Here is a 21,096-nt window from a genome sequence, read left to right as displayed (position 1 = left end):
GCCCCTAAATAGCGCTTTAAAACAACTTTACGACCAATGGCATGCTTATTGCACTTGCGCCAAGCACTCACTCGCACTAGGGTGGAGCATTCTGATTAACGAGTGGTTCTCAGATGGTCATGAAAGCTTCTCTCCAACTGCGTATCGGCACACAGCTGACCATGACGCCCCAGTTGCAGCAGGCCATTGCGCTGCTGCAACTCTCTACGCTAGATCTTCGTCAAGAAATTCAGCAGGCCCTCGATGCCAATCCCATGCTGGAGCAGGAAGATGAATTTAGTGAACAGGCTGTCAGCGAGCCTAAGGAAGAAGAGTGGTCAGAGAGCATCCCTACTGAGCTCTCGGTAGATAGCGACTGGTCAGATACCTATCAAGATATGGGAAGCCAGGGGGGCAGCAGCGAAGGCCCCGACTTTGAGCGCCAGGCAGCCGGGCAGAGCCTTCATGGCCACCTGCTGTGGCAACTCGCCATGACCGATTTTAGCGCTCGCGAGCAGCTTGTCGCGGAAAGTTTAATCGACGCGCTAGACGCCAACGGCTACCTGACCCAGCCGCTCAACGACATCCGTGAAGGGCTTCGTGCCCAGGGCATTGACGGGCTAAGCCAGCGCGAAGTGGAAACCATTCTACTCAAGCTCCAGCAGTTTGAGCCGACCGGCATATTTGCCCGTGACTTGCGTGAATGCTTGATGCTGCAGCTCGCCGCTCTCCCCGATCATACGCCACTGCTGGTTCCCGCCCGCCGCTTGGTGCGGCAGTTTCTCGAAGCGCTTGGCAAAGACGATATGCGTCTGCTGAAACGCCGTCTAGGGCTCGACGACGAACAGCTGGCCGATGTCATCCTGCTTATTCGCAGCCTAGACCCACGCCCAGGCAGCGCCTACGGCGACACCGATGACAGCTATGTCACCCCCGATCTAGTCGTCCGCCACGATAATGAAGGCTGGCATTTAGAGCTCAACCCCGAGGCCCTGCCACGGCTGCGCATTCAGCCCGACTACGCCAGCTTGATTAAGCGTGCGGATAAAAGCGATGACAACCAGTTTCTCAAAGAGCACTTGCAGGAAGCGCGCTGGTTGATCAAGAGCCTCTCTAGCCGAAACGATACGCTGCTGCGTGTTGGTCGCGAAATCATTACCCGCCAGATTGGCTTTTTAGAGCACGGCGAAGAAGCCATGAAACCACTGATACTGGCCGACATTGCCGAAGCCGTGGAGATGCACGAGTCGACTATTTCACGGGTAACGACGCAAAAATATATCCATACACCCCGTGGTGTGTTTGAACTCAAATACTTTTTCTCAAGCCAGGTGAGCGGTCAAGATGGCGACAGCCACTCCAGCACCGCCATCCGTGCACGACTCAAGAAACTGATTCAAGAGGAGCCGCCCGGCAAGCCGCTTTCAGACAGCCGCTTAGTGACGCTATTAGGCGAAGGAGGGATTCAAGTGGCGCGTCGTACGGTGGCGAAATACCGTGAAGCCATGGGCATTCCCTCTTCCAGTGAACGGCGTCGTTTGCGCTAACTTCGTTAACGTTTCAGGGAAACTCTCGACAAGGGCTTTGCAACGCGGCAAAAAGGGTTACAATCGAAGTACAGTCCGATGGATAAGGAGCACGTCAATGCAAGTAAATATCACTGGTCATCACGTAGAACTGACTGACGCCTTGCGTGACTATGTCAACGAGAAGCTTGAGCGTGTAGAGCGCCATTACGACAATATAACTACGGTGCAAGTCACCTTATCAGTGGAGAAAGAGCGCCAGCAGGCCGCCTGTACGCTGCACGCCGCAGGTGCTGACTTACATGCGGAAGCCCTAGACAGTGATATGTACGCCGCTATCGACGCACTAGCGGACAAAATCGACCGTCAACTCGTTAAACACAAGGAAAAAGCACAAGCTCGCGCCCAAGGCGCCGGTGTGCGTTAATTCAATGACGTTGGAAACCATACTCCCCCCGGAACGCGTTCTGTTCGACGTCCCCGGGGGCAGCAAAAAAAGGGTGCTGGAGTTTTACAGCACCTTTATCGCCCAAAATATCCCCAGCCTGGACAGCCAAGAAGTGTTTAGCCGTTTAATCGGCCGCGAGCGCTTAGGTAGTACGGGTATTGGTAACGGCGTGGCTATTCCTCATGCGCGTAGCCCCCACTGCAACGCCCCTATCGCTGGATTTTTGAAACTGGCTGAAGCGATCGATTTTGACGCTATCGACGGCGACCCGGTAGATCTGGTGTTTGTCCTGTTGGTACCCGAAGAGGCAGATGACACGCATCTCTCACTACTGGGTCAGGTAGCGACCATCATGAATGATGCGGACACGCGCCAGCAACTGCGTAAAGCAGCCAGCCAGCGCGAACTGCTTGAGCTGATTACCGCCAAAATTCGCGAGCAATCAGCGGCCTAAGGGTCTGAAACCCTGTTCAGGGCAGATCACAGCAGGTTATCCGCTCACCACCCTCAACGCAGCTTGATCAAAGCAAAGAGAGACTCTATGCAACTGGTGATCATTAGCGGCCGCTCCGGGTCAGGTAAATCTATCGCCTTGCAAGCGCTGGAAGATCTTGGCTACTACGCGATTGATAACCTCCCAGCTATGTTGCTGGGGTCGTTGGTGGATGAACTGCGTGACCAGGGCGACCGAGCACATTTAGCGGTGAGTATTGATGCCCGCAATTTGCCGGGAGCTCTGGAGCGCCTGCCCTCTTTATTAGACGAGTTGCGCCAGCGTAAAATCGACTTTCAAGTTATTTACCTGACCACCGATGCGCGCATACTGCTTGAGCGTTACTCAGCAACGCGTCGCCGTCATCCGCTGACCCGCGATAGCGAAATGACGCTGGAAGAGGCGATCAATAAAGAAGAGACGACGCTAGAGGATATTCGCGATCTGGCCGATCTATTGATCGATACATCACGATTATCGGTGCACGATTTACGCCGTCGCATTACCGACCAAGTAGCCCATCAGCGGCGCGACAAGCTGACGCTAACGCTGGAATCGTTTGGGTATAAACGCGGCGTACCGTTAGACGCCGACCTGGTCTTCGATGTGCGCTGCCTGCCAAATCCGTACTGGGATCCAACGCTGCGCCAGTTCACTGGCCGCGACGCGGAAATCGTGGCTTTTTTGAACAGCTATCCGATTGTTGATGCCATGAGCGACGACATCTTGGCCTGGCTAGAGCGTTGGCTACCCGCTTACCAGAATAGCCAACGTAGCTACATGACTATCGCGATTGGCTGTACTGGTGGCCAGCACCGCTCGGTCTATATGGCCGAGAAGTTAGCGGAAAAATTGACTCCTAGCATGGGCGAAGTTCAACTTCGCCACCGCGAACTGGGTCTGCACTACACCATAAGCGAACAGTTGGCCGCTCCCCTCGTCAGCGCTTCCACACCTAACGAGCGGCCAGAGACCTCTTAAGCGCGTCTATCCATTAATGACACCACTCGGCGAAAAGGAACCAGGGTGCCAGAACGCATACTTACACTTACCAATCAACGCGGGCTACACGCTCGCGCGGCGACAAAACTGGTCAAATGCGGCCAACAGTTCACGGCAAAAATACGCGTTTACAAACAGCAACAGGCCGCCGACGCCGCCAATATCATGTCACTGCTGATGCTTGCCGCACCTTGTGGCACCGAGCTTAGAATCACCGCCGAAGGCGATGACGCCGAACAGGCGCTTGAAGCGATTCAAGCGCTGTTCGACGCCCGCTTTGAGGAGGATCAGTAAGCCGCCGCTTGGCTTGTTAGTCCCCCGCCACGGTCATGGCATCAATCAACCAGCTACCCGTGTGAACACTGCCACGGGTATCAGTGTCATCGCCAATACCTACTAAGCCAGCAAACATCCGCTCCAGGTTTCCGGCAATGGTGAACTCTTCGACCGGGTACTGCACCTTTCCATTTTCGACCCAAAAACCTGCTGCACCGCGGGAATAGTCACCGGTCACACCGTTGACACCTTGGCCCATCAACTCAGTCACCCAAATACCCCGCCCCATCTCTTGCAACAAGCTTTCGCGTGATTGCAGTGGCGTTGCTAAACGCACGTTACGTGCCCCACCGGCATTGCCCGTGGTTTGCATATCGAGACGACGAGCGCTGTAAGAAGAGAGCATATAGCTGGCAATGCGTCCCTGATCGATAAAGCGATTATTGCGCGTTTGCACGCCCTCGCCATCAAACGGTGAGCTTGCCGTGGCGCCAATCTCCATTGGCCGCTCTTCGAGACTAAACCAGTCGGGAAACAATGGTGTACCGAGCCGGTCGCACAAAAACGAGGCCTGCCGGTAAAGCGCACCACCGGCTAACCCACCGAGCAGGTGGCCAATCAAGCCACTGGCCAACGATGGGTCAAACAGCACCGGAAAGGTGCCCGTTGGCGGCCGTTTAGCACCTAGCCTGCGCAGCGTACGCATCGCGGCTTCGCGCCCCACCTCAGCGGGGTCACGTAGCGCCTTGGGGTCACGGGCAGAGGTGTAGTCATAATCACGCTGCATACCGCTCGCGTCTTGGGCAATCAGCATGCAAGAAAGAGAGTGACTACTGCCCTTTTGGGTACCTAAAAAGCCGTGGCTATTGGCGTAAACGCGCACCCCTTCGCCACTGGAGAGAGACGCGCCATCTGACTGTGAGATGCCGTCAACGTCTCGCCCCGCCTGCTCGCAGGCAAGCGCTAACTCAATCGCCTCATCCGTTGTGAGCGCCCAGGTGTAGTGCACTTTTAGATCGGGCAACTCAGTAGCCATAAGGGAGGCATCGGCCAGCCCTGCGGCCGGGTCTTCGCCGGTATAGCGGGCAATCGCCAGCGCTTTCTCTACGGCTGCCTGGATCGAGGCACTGCTGGCATCAGTGGATGAAGCGCTGCCTTTACGTTGACCCACGTATAGCGTGACGGCAATGCCTTGGTCACGGGATAACTCAACCGTTTCAACTTCGCCCAGGCGTACGCTAACGCCTATACCCTGATCGACGCTTGCGCCTACTTCGGCAGCATCCGCGCCCAAGCGCTTCGCCAGCGCTAACGCCTCTTCGGCGCGCGCGGTCAATAGCGACTGCTGCGCGGATGCATCAAATGCCTGTGCCATATGGCCTCCTATTTCAACCGAATGCCTCTCAACCAAAGTCTTGCAAGAGAGTGTCATCGGCGAATCAATGTTGTACTCGCAGCTGGTATAATGCCGCCACGAATCTTGTCTGTGAGTCACACTATGCGTAAGCAACGTCCCGATCCCGTTGAAGTAGAAGAACAGGAAGAACGCCCTAGCAAGTCGCAACTCAAACGCGAAATGCATGCCTTACAGGCACTTGGGGAAACCTTAATCGCCATGCGACCGGCGGAACGCGCCCGTTTCCCCCTCTCTGACGATATGCTACGCGCTATCGAGGAAACCTCGCGTATTCGCTCCCATGAAGGTCGCCGCCGCCATATGCAGTATGTCGGTAAGCTGATCCGTAAAGAGGATCTTACCGCCATTCAAGCCGTGTTCGACTCCATCGACCAGGAGCAAGAGCAGCGCGACCACGCGTTCCACCGACTGGAAAAATGGCGGGAACGCTTAATTGACGAGGGCGATGCGGCAGTTGACCTGTTTATGGCGGAGCACCCCGACGCCGATCGCCAGACACTGCGTCAATTGATTCGCAACGCCCAGCGGGAACGCGAACAGGGCAAACCGCCGACCAGCTCGCGCAAGCTCTTCAAACACCTGCGCGAAACCCTTGCACTTTAAAAACAGCCTCTTTAAGACGGTTTTTCAAGACCGCCTATCAAGACTGCGTGCCGCCGACGGTCAGCTCATCCAATTTCAGGGTGGGCTGGCCCACACCCACCGGCACGCCCTGCCCTTCTTTACCACACACGCCAATGCCGGTATCCAGCGCCATATCATGGCCAATCATGGAAACACGCTGCATCGCTTCCGGCCCGTTACCAATCAAGGTGGCGCCTTTCACCGGCACCGTCACCTTACCGTCTTCAATCAAGTAGGCTTCGCTGGCAGAGAACACAAATTTGCCAGAGGTGATATCCACCTGCCCGCCCCCAAAGCTCACCGCGTAAATACCGCGCTTAACGCTTTTGATAATATCGCTGGGCTCATCTTGGCCCGCAAGCATGACCGTATTCGTCATGCGCGGCATCGGCAGGTGGGCAAAGGATTCGCGTCGCGCATTGCCAGTGGGGGCCATACCCATTAAGCGGGCATTGAGTTTGTCCTGCATATAGCCAGTCAAAATGCCGTCTTCGATAAGCGGCGTGTATTGGCCCGGCGTGCCCTCGTCATCCACGCTCATCGAGCCACGGCAATCCGATAGTGTCGCATCATCGACAATCGTCACACCTTTTGCGGCCACGCGCTCGCCCATTTTGCCAGCAAAAGCGGAACTGCCCTTACGGTTGAAATCCCCTTCCAAACCATGGCCGACGGCTTCATGAAGCAAAATTCCCGGCCACCCCGACGCCAGCACCACAGGCATTTGCCCCGCGGGCGCATCGACGGCTTCCAGGTTGACCAGTGCCTGACGCACCGCCTCTTTGGCGTACTGCTCGGCAACTTGGTCATCGCGCAGCTTGGCCATGGAGTAACGGCCACCGCCGCCCGCACTGCCGCGTTCACGACGACCATTTTTAACCGCGATAACGCTGACATTAAAGCGCACCAGCGGGCGAATATCCGCCGCCAAGGTGCCATCGCTTGCCCTCACCAGCACTACTTCGTAGGTACCTGAAAGAGAAGCACTCACTTGACTGATGCTCGGGTCTGCAGCACGCGCGATTTTGTCAGCCTGTTTTAGCATGGCGACTTTGTCTTCCGCGCTTAGCCCGGCCAGGGGGTCGATTCCCGCATAGCGCGACATGGCGGATACCGGGCGCACCAACTGTCCAGGCAGACGTTGACCGCTGCGGACGATGCCTGCCGCCGTGCGGCCGGTGTCCATTAGCGCATCGGCCGTTATTTGGTTGGAGTAGGCAAAGCCAGTCTTTTCACCTGCCAGTGAGCGTACGCCGACGCCACCGTCAATATTGTAGCTGGCCTCTTTTACCTCTCCATCCTCCAGTACCCAGCCCTCTTGCCAGGTACGCTGGAAATAGAGATCGGCATAGTCAATGCCCGCGCCCATGGCGTAGCCCAACCCCGTTTCCAGAGCCTCTAAATCGAGCCCTCCGGGGGTCAACAGAATGGCGGCGGCCGTATCTACATCACTTTTATATGCGGTCATTGGGGGCCTTCTAAAGTAACCTGCGGCGAAGTCCAAGGGCCTCGCACGCGATAATGGAGTGTCGTGGCGCGATCTAAGGCGTCGCCAAACAGCTGGTCAGCAAGGAACAGCGCGCCACCCACGATGGGTGCGCCAACGGCAATCGCCGCGATCGGTAAACTTTGCGTCACTGGTAGTGTGACGCCAAGCCGCTGGTCAAGTTCACGCGTCACCAGGTTGACACTGCCGGTAAGCGTTAGGGTGGTGGCCGGAGTATCAATTTGCAATGGCCCGCGCAGCGTCAGCAACTCACCAGTAACATCAGCCGTCCCCTTAACACGGTCAAATGCCGTGCCGCGGCCGGTAACGTCGGAAAAATCCAAGCGTAGACGACGTAAAATATTATCGAAATTGAGCAAGCCAATTAAGCGCGCAGGTGCCGATTCCAGAGTGACAAAGCGGCCATCACGAATGTCGGTACTGATATAGCCATCTGAGCGGCTTAACTCCAACTGCCAGGGCGCCCCCGGCCAATCAAGCGAAGCAGCCACATCGGTACTTCGGCTACGCATGGCCACCGGTTGGTCAAGACGCTCAAGGGCGGTGCCGATGTCGCCACCCTGAATCGTAATGTCCGCACGGGTATGACTGGAAACAGCGTCCCCCTCCCAGTAAAGCTCACCTCGCGCAGAGAGCTGACCCAGGGTTAAGCCAACGGGGGTAAGCGAAAAACGCTCGCCGTCAGTTTTCCAGTAAGCAGTCAAAGGGCCGAAGCGGCGCGGCCCCATAGCAATTTCGGCTAAGCGTAATCGTCCATTGGGCACATCGGCTAGCCAATCAGGAATGGCCACAGGCACCTTGCGCTGGGTATCGACCGTTTCCATCCAGGAGTCTGGCATCGGAGCATCGCTGTCGTGTTCAACATTGGCTAACGCCAGCAAGCGATCAAGCGCCAGCGCTTCAATGGCCACATCTAACGGTTGCGGTGATTGGGCATCGTACAGTAAATGCCCAGTGACCAGATTACCGCTTAGCCCCAAATCGATCCGGCTATCGTTCACGCCTCCCGACGCGTTAAGGCTGCCTAAACACTCCCTTTGGTAAACCACACAGGGTGTGGCTAACGAGACCGCCAACGGTATTTGAGTACCTCCACCCGACGCACTGAGCAACCCGCTGGGCATTAGCGGTGAAATCGCCTGCTGCCACGCTAGCGGGTCAATGCGAGGTAGGGCAGCATCGATACTAACCCCTGGCTGGGAGGGCCAGTCGGGCAGGCGCACCGCCTGGCTGCCTAAATTTAGCGTCCCGGCAAGCGAGCCATTAAGCTGTTGCAGTCGTGCAGAAGCGATATCGGCTAGGCGGCTTTCGATACGTTTTGTGTCCATATCGGCGGTTAATGTCCAGGGCCAGGCCTGCTGTGACGATTTTGCAAAGGGCTCGGGAAGATGACTGGTGACGCCGACTAAACGACTCTCCAAGCGCAGGATGGGCGTTGGCGTTAGGGCGACACGGCCCTGCCACTCTAGCGGTCCTTCTAGCGGCATACGCCCTTGACTATTCAACCCTGCAAGCCCAAAAAGCGCCCCAGTGGTGACACTCCCCTGCAGCTGTATGTCGTTGCGTTGAGTATCAATATCAGCGTTGATAGGGCCTCCCAGCAACTGCCCACTAACCTCACCGACGAGACCTGAACTCTTCCCGTTTTGAAGCCAGGCGAGATCCCCCTCAACCGATTGAAGACGTAGATCGAGCGGTTTATACACCACTTCCGGAAAGCGTGGCCGAGCATTGATTTCCAGTTGCAGCGCTTCAGGGTTTGCCAACGGCAACGACAACGCAATATCGCCGTTAACGCCACCCGTTACGCGCAAATCACTTAGTGGGGAAAGATCAATCTCGGGCATTGCCTGTAAAAATGATATCAGCGCTGGCCCATCCGATTTTAACTGCCCCGAAAGGTTGAGCGTCTCATCCTCCATCACCACCTCACCCTCTGAAGCAGTGATGCCATGGCTCTGGGCGTTATCAATTTCAGCTTCTAACACTCTGTTTTGCCACTTTAAGCGCCCCTCGACGTCGTCAAGACGTGGCCAGCCTGGCGCGATCGGCAAATGTCCTTGGGTCACCGCCAGAGCGAGCGTTGCAGTAAAGTCGTTGGCGGTCGCCCCTTCGCCTAACGGTTGGCTAAGCTGCAGAGAGCCCTCGCTCACGTAGCCACCAATATCATTAAGCAGCCATTCGCGAAGCTCGTCATCCATGACGCTGAGCGGCAACCACTGGGCCAGCGGACGCTCAACAGCATCCACGTCACTGAAATTGAGGTCTAAACCAAAATGCCCGCGCTGATTACCCGTCACCAAACCAAAGCCGCCCGCTATCTGGGCGCCGTCCCAGTCGACGCTTAGACGCTTGCCACTTACCATGGTATTGGGGCCGTCGTATACCCACTCCACTTCCCCTTCAGCACGTCGCAGTTGCATGGGAGCGGCAAAAAACTCAGGAAAGTAGAGGGTGCTTTCACCGTTGCTGCTAAACAGCACGCGGCCGCGTAAATCCCGCGCCTGTACCCAGGCATCCAGCGGGCCTCCGCCCGGTGCCTGCTGCCACGGTGAGACCTCCACGCCGGTTAGCGCCGCATCCACTCCCCAGTGGCCATCCTGCTGCCCCACGTGCAAACCCTCGACTTGCCCACGGGGAGCGAGGGTTTGCAATACCCGGGTGACGGATTCAGGGAGCAATACGTAGTCACGCCAAGCGGTCAGCGAGGCAAGCTCAAAGGCGCTGGTGCTCACTTCCCACTGTCCTGGTTGGTGGGTGGCATGCCAGTGGCGTGGCAACGCTGGCCCAACGTTACCTCCAGGGGGCTGGGCCCACTCAACGCTCTCCGCGTCGCCGCTTAGCCACGCCTCACCACCTTCGCCGTCGCGCTTCCACAGGCCATTGGCCTTAATATCTCTTAACACCGCGTACTGAACCTGGTGGCGAAGCGTCAACTGTGGAACGTCGACGGCAACACGAGCTTCCTCAAGGCGTCCAGCGCTCCAACGCCCCCATAGCCGCGCACTGCCACCGGCTTGCTCTAAATAGGCGGCATGATCAGGTCGAAACATATCCGCCAGAACCACTAACTGATCAAGCTGAATATCCAACTGCAGTGCTGCCGAAAAATCGCTAAAACCTCGTCGGCCGGGCTGCATTTCGACCTTCATTTCCGCCGCAGGAAGGTCTATATCGCGAGCCTGCTCTAACGATGGGGCAATATTGATGGCGCCCTCTAACCTTGTGCGCCGCTCATCACCGGTCAGCAGCAGTGTCTGAGCATGCAGCATCACGGTGTCGTCTTTGCCGTGCAGTACAACCCGCGTGTCATCCACCCACAGGCGTTGGCGTAGAATCAAGCCCGCCCAGCTATCAATTGTGGCCAGATCCACATCGGGTTCTGCCGCCATCAATAGCGGTAACTCCGCAGGCTCAGGCCACTGTAAAGACCTCCCCGAACCTTGATAGAGGTGAAACTGTGTACCACTGATACGCGCATCACTAAAAATCGGTGCCAGATTGGCAAACGACGCCCAGGTATCTAAGCGCAGCCCCGCATGCTCAAGGGAAAAGAGTGCTTGGCCATCGGGGGTTTCCGCGTTCACCCCGTCAAGCCGTAGCAGTAGATCGCTACGCGCTAGCGATAGCGATAAGCGCTCGATGGTCACCGGCACGCCAATGCGCGCCTCGAGTAACGCTTCAATGTGGGGGGTAAGGGCATCGGATTGGCTGATCGCTAGACGCAGCAGCAACAGCAGCACAGCCGCGCTGCCCAAAAGCCAGGCCGCTATCAGCAAACTCCAACGCACCAGCGAACGAGTCAGCATGGTTACATCAGCACAATATCGTACTGCTCTTGGGAGTAGTGTTGCTCAACCTGAAAACGGATCGTTTTATTGATAAACGTCTCCAGGTCAGCCACTGCCGCTGACTCTTCATCTAGTAAGCGGTCAACAACGGGCTGCGATGCAAGCACCATATAAGTTTCAGCACTGTAGGCACGCTCTTCGCGCAGAATCTCACGGAAAATTTCGTAGCAGACGGTTTCTGGCGTTTTAAGTGTGCCGCGCCCACTGCAGGTTGGGCACGCTTCACACATCGTTTGCTCTAGGCTCTCCCGGGTGCGCTTGCGGGTAAGCTGAACCAAGCCAAGCTCGGTAACACCGGTACACTTGGTTTTAGCGTGGTCGCGCTCTAAGGCTTTTTCCAATACTCGCAACACTTGCCGCTGATGCTCAACATCGTTCATATCGATAAAGTCGATAATGATGATACCGCCCAGGTTGCGCAACCGAAGTTGGCGGGCAATCGCCGTGGCCGCCTCAAGGTTGGTTTTGAAAATGGTCTCTTCAAGATTGCGGTGACCCACATAGCCGCCGGTATTAACATCAATGGTGGTCATTGCCTCGGTGGGGTCAATCACCAGATAACCACCGGATTTCAGCTGCACCTTGCGACCCAAGGCTTTCTGGATCTCATCCTCGACACTGTAGAGATCAAAGATGGGGCGCTCACCTGGGTAGTACTCAATCCGCTCAACGGCATCGGGCATAAACTCTTCGGCAAACTCGACCAGTTTGACGAAGTTTTCCCGCGAATCGATACGCACTTTTTCAATATCGTCGCGCATTACGTCGCGCAGAGTGCGCATAAAGAGCGGCAAATCATCATAAATGACGCTTTGTGGCGTCGCGGTGACTTTACGCTCACTCACCTTACGCCACAGCCGCAACAGAAAGTGCATATCGCCTTTTAGCTCTTCGTCACCTACGCCTTCCGCGGCAGTTCGGACAATAAAGCCCCCCGTCACTTCCAGCGTCTGCTCCGCCACGCTGTTATCCAGCAGGGCTTTTAATCGCTCGCGTTCACGCTCATCCTCGATGCGTTGCGAAACGCCGTGATGCGGCGAGTCGGGCATATACACCAAATAGCGGGAAGGGATCGAGAGGTGCGTGGTTAAGCGCGCACCTTTACTTCCAATAGGGTCTTTGGTCGCCTGCACCACCAACGCCTGGCCTTCATGAAGTAACTGGCCGATGGTCTGCTGCTCATCGAGCGGCGTGCCAGGTGGCATCACTTCGTGGGCATGAATAAATGCCGCCCGCTCTAAGCCAATATCAACAAAGGCAGCCTGCATACCAGGCAACACACGCACTACTTTGCCTTTGTAGATATTGCCCACGATGCCACGCCGACGGGAACGCTCGATCAGTGCCTCTTGCAAAACGCCATTTTCAACCAGCGCGACGCGGGTTTCCATTGGCGTTAAATTGATGAGAACTTCACCGCTCATGCAAAATTCCTTGTTGGTTGACGTATTCCTTGCCAGCGATACAGGCGGCGTTGCCCTCTATTCTAGAGAATTAAACACGCTGCCAGATAGGAACTCCCTGTCGGCATAGCAAGTGCGTCGTCTCATACAGCGGTAGCCCTACCACTGCTGAGTGACTGCCTTGAATCTGTTTTACAAATATGGCGGCTAACCCCTGTATTGCGTAGCCACCAGCCTTATCAGCAGGTTCACCCGTGCGCCAATAGGCAACGATTTCATCAGCGCTTATCTCACGCATTGTCACCTGAGTAGCCACGCAGGAGGAGAGCATACCTTCTGGCCCACTTACCGCCACAGCGGTAAGCACCTCGTGGCACCGCCCCGAAAGCAGCCGCAGCATCTCGGCGCCCTCCTCAGCATTCGCTGGCTTACCTAGGATACGCCCATCGACCACCACAGCGGTATCTGAACCTAGGATAGGCAAGTGGGTAAAAGGGGCTGCTGCCTCGGCTTTGGCAGCTGCTAAGCGCTGCACATACGCTTGAGCCGACTCACCCACCTGCGGTGTCTCATCAATATCACAAGGGTGAACCGTGACCGGAACACCAATGGATGCCAGCAAAGCTCGACGGCGTGGAGAGGCAGACGCTAAACACAAAACAGGCGCAGTCATGAAGCGGCCAACCGACGTTCTAATGCCTGGAACATCGTCGCTAGCCATGGCCATAGCAATGCACTGATCAGCGCGGGAATCAAAAAGGCTAAATGAATCGAAAAATCACCCACGATAGTGCGTAGCCATTGAGCGACTAGCTGCATCAAGCCCAACAGCACCAGCACCAGCGCGGATTGCTGTACCAGTGAATAAGCACGGAAGCGGGGATAGACCAGCGCACACAAGAAGGCCAGCAGTGCATAAATAAGCGCATGCTGGCCCAGCACGGTGCCTTCAATTAAATCCATCAAAATCCCCAGCACAAAGCCATGAAAAACGCCGACTCTGTCGGGTGTGCGCATACACCAGTAGATCAGCATCAGCCCTAACCACTCGGGGCGATATACCTGCCAGCCATCGGCCAGCGGCATCACCTGCAAGCAAAGAGCCAAGACCAAACTAAACCAAATAATCACTAGCGGAACAATCGGTGCTCGTGGCATCAGGGCACCTCTTGAGATGATGCATTTGAGTCGTGCAACGCATTGTTGGGGCTTGTTGAAAGCTGGAGCGAAGAGCGCAAGGCTTCTGCGGAGATATCCAGCGTCTCATCCCAGGCATGCTCTTCTACCTCCTCTCGCGGGGGCGGAAAAAGTAGCAAGAAATGACGCGAGCGCTGCAGTTGAGCCATCGGTTCGGCCGTCACGCGAGCAAAAGGCTGCCCCGGATCGTGAAACACCTCGGTGACTCGCGCCACGGGGTAACCCGGAGGAAAGCGTCCAGCCAAGCCCGATGTGGTCAGTAAATCACCTTCACGGATATCCGCCGTATCAGGTACGTGCATCACATTAACGCTGCTGTAACGCCCCGCTCCTTGGACGATAAAACGTAAGCCATTGCGGTTTAACTGAACCGGCAACGCATGACTGGCATCAGCTAACAGCAGTACCCGACTTGAGTAGGCAGAGACCGCGGTAATTTGCCCCACCAAGCCCGAGGCATCAATCACCGGCTGCCCCACGTAGGTGCCATTGCGATGGCCGCGATTAATCACCATCTGATGACTAAAGGGGTCGTTATCAAGCGACAACAGTTCGGCGGTGATATAAGGAATATCACGCCGCTTAGCGGCTTTTAGCAATTCGCGCAGCTCGCTGTTTTCCGCGGTCAAATTCGCCATTCGCTGACCACGATGGGAAAGGGTGAGAATCTGCTCACGCAGGCGACGGTTTTCATCCACCAACGCCTGCTGGTCAGAGAGCGCAAGCGACCCCCAATTCAACAGGTCGCTAGGCACACTGACGACCCATTGAATAGGAGCAACGACCATCGACATTTGCGCGCGCACTTTCTCCATACGCGTGAAATGCTGGTCGACAAACATCAATGCACTGGCGGCCAAGACGCAAAAAAACAGCCGGTAGCCCGGCAGTGGCCCGTGCGAAAACAGCGGTTTAATAGGCAATCCCCCCGCAATTAACCGCTGCGATTAGTCGCTCGACAGCAACTCAAAGGTGTGCTGATCAATCATTTCCAGCGCCTTACCACCGCCGCGAGCAACGCAGGTCAACGGGTCTTCGGCAACAATTACCGGCAACCCTGTCTCTTCAGCGATCAGCTTGTCCAGGTCGCGCAACAGCGCCCCACCGCCCGTTAGCACCAAGCCTCGCTCAGCGATGTCGGATGCCAACTCAGGCGGTGACTGCTCAAGGGCGCTCTTAATTGCGGCCACGATAGAACCCAGGGTTTCTTGCAATGCTTCCAGGGTTTCGTGGGAATTGAGCGTGAAGCTGCGTGGAATGCCTTCGGCCAGATTACGACCGCGCACGTCAATTTCGCGCAGTTCGCCACCGGGGTAGGCGCAACCAATCTCTTCCTTGATGCGCTCGGCTGTCGCTTCGCCTATCAGGCTGCCGTAGTGACGACGTACATAGGCGGTAATGGCCTCATCAAAGCGGTCGCCGCCCACCCGAATCGATTCGGAGTAGACCACGCCGTTGAGTGAAATAATCGCGATTTCAGTGGTACCACCACCGATATCCACCACCATCGACCCCTGCGCTTCATCAACCGGAAGGCCAGCGCCAATTGCCGCCGCCATGGGTTCTTCGATCAAGAACACCTCGCGGGCACCTGCCCCTTCGGCAGACTCACGAATCGCCCGACGTTCTACTTGTGTTGACATGCAAGGAACGCATACCAGAACGCGTGGACTGGGGGTTAAGAAGGTGCTTTGGTGAACTTTACGGATAAAGTGCTGAAGCATCTGCTCGGTGACGGTGAAGTCGGCAATAACGCCATCTTTCATCGGCCGAATCGCGGTAATATTGCCGGGCGTACGCCCCAGCATTCGCTTGGCATCAGTACCAACTGCCGCGACGCTGCGCATATTGCCAGACTGGCGGATAGCAACCACGGACGGCTCATCGAGCACGATACCGCGACCGCGAACATAAATCAGTGTGTTGGCCGTACCCAAGTCGATCGATAGATCGCTGGAAAACAGCCCCCTCAAACGTTTAAACATGGATGTTGTTACCTAGTGCAGACCGGGAACCCTGTGCGGATGCAAACGGTATCACCGCAACCCCCTGGCAGCAAGCACGAGTCGCGCCTAACACTGCCCGTTAAGGCCAAGATGTGGTACCTTTTGCGGCTATTTTCCACGTCTGCAACACAAGACGTTTTTTTGATATCGGTATGTATACCGCTTAAAGCCGATTATGTTCCATCACGTTTATGAGGAAATATCGATCATGGCGCTTGAAGAATCTCATGTGCGCCGGGCCGCTCACTTGGCCCGACTCGCTGTCAGCGATGACCAAGCCAGCGGCTTTGTAGACGACCTAAGCCGGATTCTGGACATGGTCGACCAGCTACAAAGCCTCGATACTGAAGGCGTTACGCCGCTCGCCCATCCGCTAGATGCGACCCAGCGACTGCGCGCCGATGAAGTGACGGAAACCAACCAGCGCGACACGTTTCAGCGCTGTGCTCCGGCAGTGGAAAATGGCCTGTATCTCGTGCCCCGCGTCGTTGAATAAGTACGCTGAGTAACAACGCACGAATATTTAATCAAGCCACCACTATTGCCTCTTTTTTTCTCCCCTGAACGGAGCTTCTGGGTCATGTACGAGAAAACCTTAACGCAACTCGCCGCCGCGCTAAAAAGCGGTGAGTTCTCAAGCCGCGAGCTGACCGCTCACTATTTGCAGCGTATCGAACAGGCTGACGGCAAGCTGAATAGTTTTATCAGCGTGACCGCCGAGCAAGCGCTGAAACAGGCTGAAGTAGCCGACAACGCCCGAGCGGCGGGCAACGCCGGGCCGCTGGCAGGCATTCCCCTAGCGCTCAAAGATATTTTTTGCACCCAGGGCGTGAAAACCAGCTGCGGTTCAAAAATGCTGGATAATTTTATCGCCCCCTACAACGCCACAGTGGTTGAAAAGCTCAACGCGGCGGGCACGATCAGCCTGGGCAAAACCAATATGGACGAGTTCGCCATGGGCTCCTCCAACGAAAACAGCTACTACGGCCCGGTCAAAAATCCCTGGGATCTGACAGCGGTGCCCGGCGGCAGCTCCGGCGGCAGCGCAGCAGCAGTCGCGGCTGGTTTGGTGCCCGCCGCCATGGGTACCGACACCGGCGGCTCGATTCGCCAGCCCGCGGCATTTTGTGGCATCACCGGTTTAAAGCCCACCTATGGTCGTGTGTCGCGCTTCGGCATTATTGCCTACGCCTCAAGCCTTGATCAGGCTGGCCCCATGGCGCGCAGCGCCGAAGATTGCGCCCACCTACTGGGTGTTATTGCGGGCCATGACGGCCGCGATTCCACCAGCGTTGCCCGCGGCGTACCCGACTATGTGGAAGGCCTCAATGCCCCCCTTTCGGGCCTCAAGATCGGGCTTCCCAAAGAGTATTTCGGCGATGGTTTAGACCCTGATGTCGAAAAAGCCGTCCGTGAGGCGGTAAAAGTTTACGAATCCCTAGGCGCGACGGTTCGTGAGGTCAGCCTACCGCATACCCACTATGCGATTCCGGCCTACTACGTGATCGCCCCCGCGGAAGCCTCTTCCAACCTGTCCCGCTACGACGGTGTGCGTTTTGGTCACCGCTGCGACAATCCCAGCGATTTGATCGATCTCTACACACGTTCGCGGGCTGAAGGCTTCGGCGAAGAAGTTAAACGACGCATCCTGATCGGCACTCACACGCTCTCTGAAGGCTTCTTTGACGCCTACTACACCAAAGCCCAGCAGGTGCGCCGTTTGATCCGTCAGGACTTCCTGGACGCCTTTGAAGACGTCGACGTGCTGATGGGCCCCGCCTCGCCTACCCCCGCGTTTGACCTGGGTGCCAAAAAAGATCCGGTGTCGATGTACCTGCAGGATATCTACACTATCGCGGTGAACCTAGCGGGCATTCCCGGCATCAGCGTGCCGGCGGGTTTGGCCGGTGGCCGCCCCGTTGGTCTCCAGATTCTGGGCACCCACTTTGCCGAAGCGCAGCTGCTTAACGTCGCTCACCAGTTTCAGCAAGCGACCGACTGGCACTTACAACGTCCTGCCTTTGCCGAGGAGTACGCCTAATGCAATGGGAAACCGTGATTGGGCTTGAAGTCCACGTTCAGCTCGCAACGCGTTCAAAAATCTTTTCCGGTGCCTCAACGGCGTTTGGCGCCGAGCCAAACACCCAGGCCTGCGCGGTGGATTTAGGCCTACCTGGCGTGCTGCCAGTGCTCAATGAGCAGGCCGTGGCCATGGCCGTGCAGTTTGGCCTGGCGGTGCATGCGGATATCGCCGAAGTCTCGGTGTTTGACCGTAAAAATTACTTCTACCCCGACCTGCCCAAGGGTTATCAAACCAGCCAGATGTACCATCCCATCGTCGGCCCTGGCGATGTTGAGATTACGCTGGAAGATGGCAGCACCAAGCGTATCCGCATTCACCATGCCCACCTTGAGGAAGATGCCGGTAAATCGCTGCATGAAGATTTTCACGGCATGACCGGTATCGACTTGAACCGTGCTGGCACGCCGCTACTGGAGATCGTCTCCGAGCCGGATATGCGTAGCGCCAAAGAGGCCGCGGCGTATCTCAAAGCGATTCACTCGATCGTTACTTACCTGGGCATTTCCGACGGCAATATGGCGGAAGGCTCCATGCGTTGCGACGTTAACGTCTCGGTACGCCCCAAAGGTCAGGAAGCCTTTGGCACCCGCGCTGAGATTAAAAACGTTAACTCTTTCCGTTTTGTCGAGCGCGCCATTGCCTTTGAGGTTGAGCGACAAATTGAGCTGATCGAAGATGGCGGCAGCGTGGTTCAAGAAACCCGCTTGTTTGACCCAGACCGTGATGAAACCCGCAGCATGCGTACCAAGGAGGAGGCCAACGACTACCGTTACTTCCCCTGCCCTGACCTGCTGCCGGTGGTGCTTGACCAAGCTTATCTTGACCACCTGCGTGGCCAGTTGCCCGAGCTGCCAGCAGATAAGCGTGAGCGCTTCCAGAACGAGCTGGGTCTGTCTGCTTATGACGCCAATGTCATCTCCGCCAGTCGCGATATGGCCGAATTCTTTGAAGCGGTGCATAGCGAGTGCGGCGATGCCAAGCAGGCAGCTAACTGGGTACAGGGTGAACTTTCCGGGGCACTTAACCGCGAAAACCTGAGCATTGCCAATAGCCCGATCTCAGCGCGCCAGCTAGGCGAGCTGATCAGCCGCGTACTGGATGACACCATTAACGGCAAAGCCGCTAAAGAGGTTTTTCAGGCGTTGTGGAACGGTCAGGGTGAGTCCGCCGACGAGGTGATTGACGCAAAAGGCCTCAAGCAGGTGACCGACACCGGCGCCATTGAAGCAATGATCGATCAAGTGATTGCCGACAGCCCCGCTCAGGTCGCCCAGTACTGCGACTCGGAGCCGGAAAAACGCGGCAAAATGATCGGCTACTTTGTTGGTCAGGTGATGAAGGCGTCACGCGGCACCGCCAACCCACAGCAGGTGAACGGCTTGCTAAAAGAGAAGCTCGACGCGCTGCTGTAACAGCAGTTTTGGACGATCCGAACAACTCTTGGCGGGGGCGCTGTAAACCCTTCCCTGGGCGCTACTTTCGCCATCCCTGGCGAAAGACCCCCGCTACGAGCTGATTCGGATCTGAAAGTTTCCAAATACTAGCGGCTGCCTAGGCAGCCTTTTTTAATGACACACATTTGAACTAGGCCAACTGGCTGGGCTGGGTAAATCGCTTCAACTGCGCACAACCTGCCGCCCATACGTCGGCCTCAAGCTCGGCGATGGCGGCGGTAGGGAAGCCAAGCCCCTGGGCAGGGCTGCCCTCTACTAACAACCCCGCCAGTTCGCCTACCAGCGGCATATGGCTGACCAGCATGATCGGCGCACCTTCAGGCTGTTCAAGCAACCAGTCGCTTACTGCATGGGGCGAGTCATCCGGAGTGATAAAATCCAGCGTTTCCAGCGAGGCTCCCAGCGCATCACATAGCGTTTGCGCGGTTTGCTGCGCGCGAGAATAGGGGCTGGCATAAATTCTCGGCATAAACAGCTCCCCATCAGCCACGCGCTCAGTCAGCCAACGGGCCATTTTTTTGACCTCCTGCTCACCATGAGGCGTTAATCGACGCGCTTGGTCGGGATACCCCGGTGCGGCCTCAGCGTGGCGCATAATCAACACATCAGGCATCCCTGCCTCCCTTGTCCTTAGAAACCTGGCCCTTAGAAGCCTGGTTCTTAGAAGCGTGGTTGTGAGGAGCTTGGTCTCGATGGGCCTGCTGTACGGCTTCACGGGGCAGAATAAACTCTACATCGCTACTCTGCTCACCCATCATAAGGGTACGCGCCATCTCCTGGGCAGGCACGCCATCAAACAGCACATGATTGAGGCCTTCCGCCAGCGGCATATAAACACCCATTTCACTCGCTTTAGCGCATACCAGCTTAACGGTATTCACCCCTTCTGCGACCTGGCCAAGGGCATCAACCGCCTCTTCCAACGTGCGCCCTTCGCCCATGGCGTAGCCAACACGGTAATTGCGCGATAGGTTAGACGAGCAGGTAACGATCAAATCCCCCMCCCCCGCCAGTCCTAAAAAGGTCATCGGGTTAGCACCCTGGGCAACGGCAAAGCGGCTCATTTCGGCTAAGGCGCGAGTCATCAGCATACTGCGGGTGTTTTCGCCCATGCCCAGCGCCGCCGCCATACCGGCGGCAATCGCATAAATATTTTTCAGTGCACCACCCAGTTCAACACCATGACGGTCATCGCTAGCGTACACACGAAAGTAACGGCAACCCAATACTTGCTGTACGCGGGTGCGGGTAAGCGGGTCAGCGCTGGCAATCACGGTAGCAGTTAACTGCTTATCGGCAATTTCAGAGGCCAGATTTGGGCCCGCAATCACGCCAATGTGACTAAAGCCCGTTTCCTGCTCGAGTACTTGGCTCATCAACAGAAAGCCTTCTTGCTCGATCCCCTTGGTGGTACTGACCAGTATCTGCTCGGGCCTCAACCACGCTTTCGCCGCCTGCACAACGCTGCGAAAGGCCTTTGATGGAATAGCGATGAGTACTAGCTCCGCGTCGGCCAGCACGGCTTGAAGGTCGGTTGAGGCCTCCACGGCCGGATTCATTGCATAGTGGGGCAGATAACGACCGTTACGGTGCTCTTGGTTGATTTGTGTGACCAGCGTTTCGTCACGCATCCACTGACGAACGCGGGCACCATTATCGGCGGCAATGCTCGCTAGCGCCGTACCAAAACTACCGCCTCCCAGCACCGCTACGTTGGTTGTCACTGGGACATTGGTTTGCTGCTCAGCCATGACGATATCCTGATCGTTAGTCTCTTACATTTACTGGGTACTTTAGCATCTTCACCCATAGCATCTTCACTAACAGATG

At 56.5% G+C, this 21,096-nt stretch carries 19 protein-coding genes; 9 read left to right on the top strand and 10 right to left on the bottom strand.

Translation table 11 applies throughout. From position 1 onward, the window contains the following. Nucleotides 1–113 precede the first annotated feature (113 nt). From RO22_RS08335 to RO22_RS08315, 5 genes are all read left to right on the top strand, one after another. Entirely contained in the window at nt 114–1,526 is a 1,413-nt protein-coding gene (locus RO22_RS08335) for an RNA polymerase factor sigma-54 (protein ID WP_041158049.1), read from the top strand. Nucleotides 1,527–1,623: 97 nt separating this feature from the next. Continuing rightward, nucleotides 1,624–1,932, top strand: a complete 309-nt coding sequence (gene hpf, locus RO22_RS08330; RefSeq protein ID WP_007114683.1) for a ribosome hibernation-promoting factor, HPF/YfiA family — start codon at nt 1,624–1,626, stop codon at nt 1,930–1,932. 4 nt (nt 1,933–1,936) lie between these two features. Further along, nucleotides 1,937–2,407, top strand: a complete 471-nt coding sequence (locus RO22_RS08325; RefSeq protein ID WP_039859784.1) for a PTS sugar transporter subunit IIA — start codon at nt 1,937–1,939, stop codon at nt 2,405–2,407. Nucleotides 2,408–2,494: 87 nt separating this feature from the next. Beyond that, entirely contained in the window at nt 2,495–3,427 is a 933-nt protein-coding gene (gene rapZ / locus RO22_RS08320; RefSeq protein WP_022523939.1) for an RNase adapter RapZ, read from the top strand. A gap of 45 nt (nt 3,428–3,472) precedes the next feature. Then, the gene (locus RO22_RS08315; RefSeq protein ID WP_027959080.1) at nt 3,473–3,742 is read left to right on the top strand and encodes an HPr family phosphocarrier protein; all 270 of its coding nucleotides are present in this window, start codon (nt 3,473–3,475) and stop codon (nt 3,740–3,742) included. Between the two features lie 16 nt (nt 3,743–3,758). On the opposite strand, the gene pmbA is transcribed toward RO22_RS08315, so the two are convergent. After that, nucleotides 3,759–5,099, bottom strand: a complete 1,341-nt coding sequence (gene pmbA / locus RO22_RS08310) for a metalloprotease PmbA (RefSeq protein ID WP_041158048.1) — start codon at nt 5,097–5,099, stop codon at nt 3,759–3,761. A gap of 123 nt (nt 5,100–5,222) precedes the next feature. Between pmbA and yjgA the strand changes: the two genes are divergently transcribed. Next, nucleotides 5,223–5,744 carry a ribosome biogenesis factor YjgA gene (gene yjgA, locus RO22_RS08305; RefSeq protein ID WP_039859781.1) on the top strand — a complete coding sequence of 174 codons (522 nt, stop codon included), beginning with the start codon at nt 5,223–5,225 and terminating at the stop codon, nt 5,742–5,744. 37 nt (nt 5,745–5,781) lie between these two features. Here the strand turns inward: yjgA and tldD are convergent, their stop codons facing one another. From tldD to RO22_RS08270, 7 genes are all read right to left on the bottom strand, one after another. Next, the gene (gene tldD, locus RO22_RS08300) at nt 5,782–7,233 is read right to left on the bottom strand and encodes a metalloprotease TldD (protein WP_041158047.1); all 1,452 of its coding nucleotides are present in this window, start codon (nt 7,231–7,233) and stop codon (nt 5,782–5,784) included. Next, nucleotides 7,230–11,081: a YhdP family protein gene (locus tag RO22_RS08295; protein ID WP_041158046.1), complete on the bottom strand. Its 3,852-nt coding sequence runs from the start codon at nt 11,079–11,081 to the stop codon at nt 7,230–7,232. The genes tldD and RO22_RS08295 overlap by 4 nt, the downstream gene beginning before the upstream one ends. Nucleotides 11,082–11,083: 2 nt before the next feature. Next, the gene (rng, locus tag RO22_RS08290) at nt 11,084–12,547 is read right to left on the bottom strand and encodes a ribonuclease G (RefSeq protein ID WP_041158045.1); all 1,464 of its coding nucleotides are present in this window, start codon (nt 12,545–12,547) and stop codon (nt 11,084–11,086) included. A 70-nt stretch (nt 12,548–12,617) separates the two neighbouring features. Beyond that, on the bottom strand, nt 12,618–13,199 hold the full coding sequence (locus RO22_RS08285; RefSeq protein ID WP_041158044.1) for a Maf family protein: 582 nt from the start codon (nt 13,197–13,199) through the stop codon (nt 12,618–12,620). Continuing rightward, nucleotides 13,196–13,684 carry a rod shape-determining protein MreD gene (mreD, locus tag RO22_RS08280; RefSeq protein WP_022523947.1) on the bottom strand — a complete coding sequence of 163 codons (489 nt, stop codon included), beginning with the start codon at nt 13,682–13,684 and terminating at the stop codon, nt 13,196–13,198. The genes RO22_RS08285 and mreD overlap by 4 nt, the downstream gene beginning before the upstream one ends. Then, nucleotides 13,684–14,646, bottom strand: a complete 963-nt coding sequence (mreC, locus tag RO22_RS08275; protein WP_041158043.1) for a rod shape-determining protein MreC — start codon at nt 14,644–14,646, stop codon at nt 13,684–13,686. Before mreC ends, mreD begins: the two co-directional genes overlap by 1 nt. 24 nt (nt 14,647–14,670) lie before the next feature. Beyond that, entirely contained in the window at nt 14,671–15,708 is a 1,038-nt protein-coding gene (locus tag RO22_RS08270) for a rod shape-determining protein (protein ID WP_007114671.1), read from the bottom strand. Nucleotides 15,709–15,937: 229 nt separating this feature from the next. Here RO22_RS08270 and gatC point away from each other — a divergent pair, with 229 nt between their 5' ends. The 3 genes from gatC (at nt 15,938) to gatB (ending at nt 19,224) form a co-directional block, all read left to right on the top strand. Beyond that, nucleotides 15,938–16,225, top strand: coding sequence for an Asp-tRNA(Asn)/Glu-tRNA(Gln) amidotransferase subunit GatC (gene gatC / locus RO22_RS08265; protein ID WP_022523948.1), 288 nt, complete (start codon nt 15,938–15,940; stop codon nt 16,223–16,225). An 84-nt stretch (nt 16,226–16,309) separates the two neighbouring features. Then, nucleotides 16,310–17,770 carry an Asp-tRNA(Asn)/Glu-tRNA(Gln) amidotransferase subunit GatA gene (gene gatA / locus RO22_RS08260; protein ID WP_039859774.1) on the top strand — a complete coding sequence of 487 codons (1,461 nt, stop codon included), beginning with the start codon at nt 16,310–16,312 and terminating at the stop codon, nt 17,768–17,770. Then, nucleotides 17,770–19,224, top strand: coding sequence for an Asp-tRNA(Asn)/Glu-tRNA(Gln) amidotransferase subunit GatB (gene gatB / locus RO22_RS08255; RefSeq protein ID WP_009287767.1), 1,455 nt, complete (start codon nt 17,770–17,772; stop codon nt 19,222–19,224). Before gatA ends, gatB begins: the two co-directional genes overlap by 1 nt. A gap of 172 nt (nt 19,225–19,396) precedes the next feature. Here gatB and sixA read toward each other — a convergent pair whose 3' ends face one another. Beyond that, entirely contained in the window at nt 19,397–19,879 is a 483-nt protein-coding gene (sixA, locus tag RO22_RS08250) for a phosphohistidine phosphatase SixA (protein WP_041158042.1), read from the bottom strand. After that, entirely contained in the window at nt 19,872–21,017 is a 1,146-nt protein-coding gene (locus RO22_RS08245) for an NAD(P)H-dependent glycerol-3-phosphate dehydrogenase (protein WP_052475563.1), read from the bottom strand. Before RO22_RS08245 ends, sixA begins: the two co-directional genes overlap by 8 nt. Between the last annotated feature and the right edge of the window lie 79 nt (nt 21,018–21,096).

This window comes from Halomonas sp. KHS3, assembly GCF_000830495.1.
In the GTDB taxonomy this organism is placed as follows: Bacteria; Pseudomonadota; Gammaproteobacteria; order Pseudomonadales; family Halomonadaceae; genus Vreelandella; species Vreelandella titanicae.
This window is presented reverse-complemented; position numbering and strand designations above follow the sequence as displayed.

Bases quoted from the DNA above. Each gene is read 5' to 3' on its own strand.
- tldD (WP_041158047.1), bottom strand. From the start codon at position 7,233: ATGACCGCATATAAAAGTGATGTAGATACGGCCGCCGCCATTCTGTTG.
- rng (WP_041158045.1), bottom strand. From the start codon at position 12,547: ATGAGCGGTGAAGTTCTCATCAATTTAACGCCAATGGAAACCCGCGTC.
- sixA (WP_041158042.1), bottom strand. From the start codon at position 19,879: ATGCCTGATGTGTTGATTATGCGCCACGCTGAGGCCGCACCGGGGTAT.
- gatB (WP_009287767.1), top strand. From the start codon at position 17,770: ATGCAATGGGAAACCGTGATTGGGCTTGAAGTCCACGTTCAGCTCGCA.
- RO22_RS08285 (WP_041158044.1), bottom strand. From the start codon at position 13,199: ATGACTGCGCCTGTTTTGTGTTTAGCGTCTGCCTCTCCACGCCGTCGA.
- RO22_RS08295 (WP_041158046.1), bottom strand. From the start codon at position 11,081: ATGCTGACTCGTTCGCTGGTGCGTTGGAGTTTGCTGATAGCGGCCTGG.
- rapZ (WP_022523939.1), top strand. From the start codon at position 2,495: ATGCAACTGGTGATCATTAGCGGCCGCTCCGGGTCAGGTAAATCTATC.
- RO22_RS08325 (WP_039859784.1), top strand. From the start codon at position 1,937: ATGACGTTGGAAACCATACTCCCCCCGGAACGCGTTCTGTTCGACGTC.
- RO22_RS08270 (WP_007114671.1), bottom strand. From the start codon at position 15,708: ATGTTTAAACGTTTGAGGGGGCTGTTTTCCAGCGATCTATCGATCGAC.
- RO22_RS08335 (WP_041158049.1), top strand. From the start codon at position 114: ATGGTCATGAAAGCTTCTCTCCAACTGCGTATCGGCACACAGCTGACC.
- gatC (WP_022523948.1), top strand. From the start codon at position 15,938: ATGGCGCTTGAAGAATCTCATGTGCGCCGGGCCGCTCACTTGGCCCGA.
- mreD (WP_022523947.1), bottom strand. From the start codon at position 13,684: ATGCCACGAGCACCGATTGTTCCGCTAGTGATTATTTGGTTTAGTTTG.
- gatA (WP_039859774.1), top strand. From the start codon at position 16,310: ATGTACGAGAAAACCTTAACGCAACTCGCCGCCGCGCTAAAAAGCGGT.
- yjgA (WP_039859781.1), top strand. From the start codon at position 5,223: ATGCGTAAGCAACGTCCCGATCCCGTTGAAGTAGAAGAACAGGAAGAA.
- pmbA (WP_041158048.1), bottom strand. From the start codon at position 5,099: ATGGCACAGGCATTTGATGCATCCGCGCAGCAGTCGCTATTGACCGCG.
- hpf (WP_007114683.1), top strand. From the start codon at position 1,624: ATGCAAGTAAATATCACTGGTCATCACGTAGAACTGACTGACGCCTTG.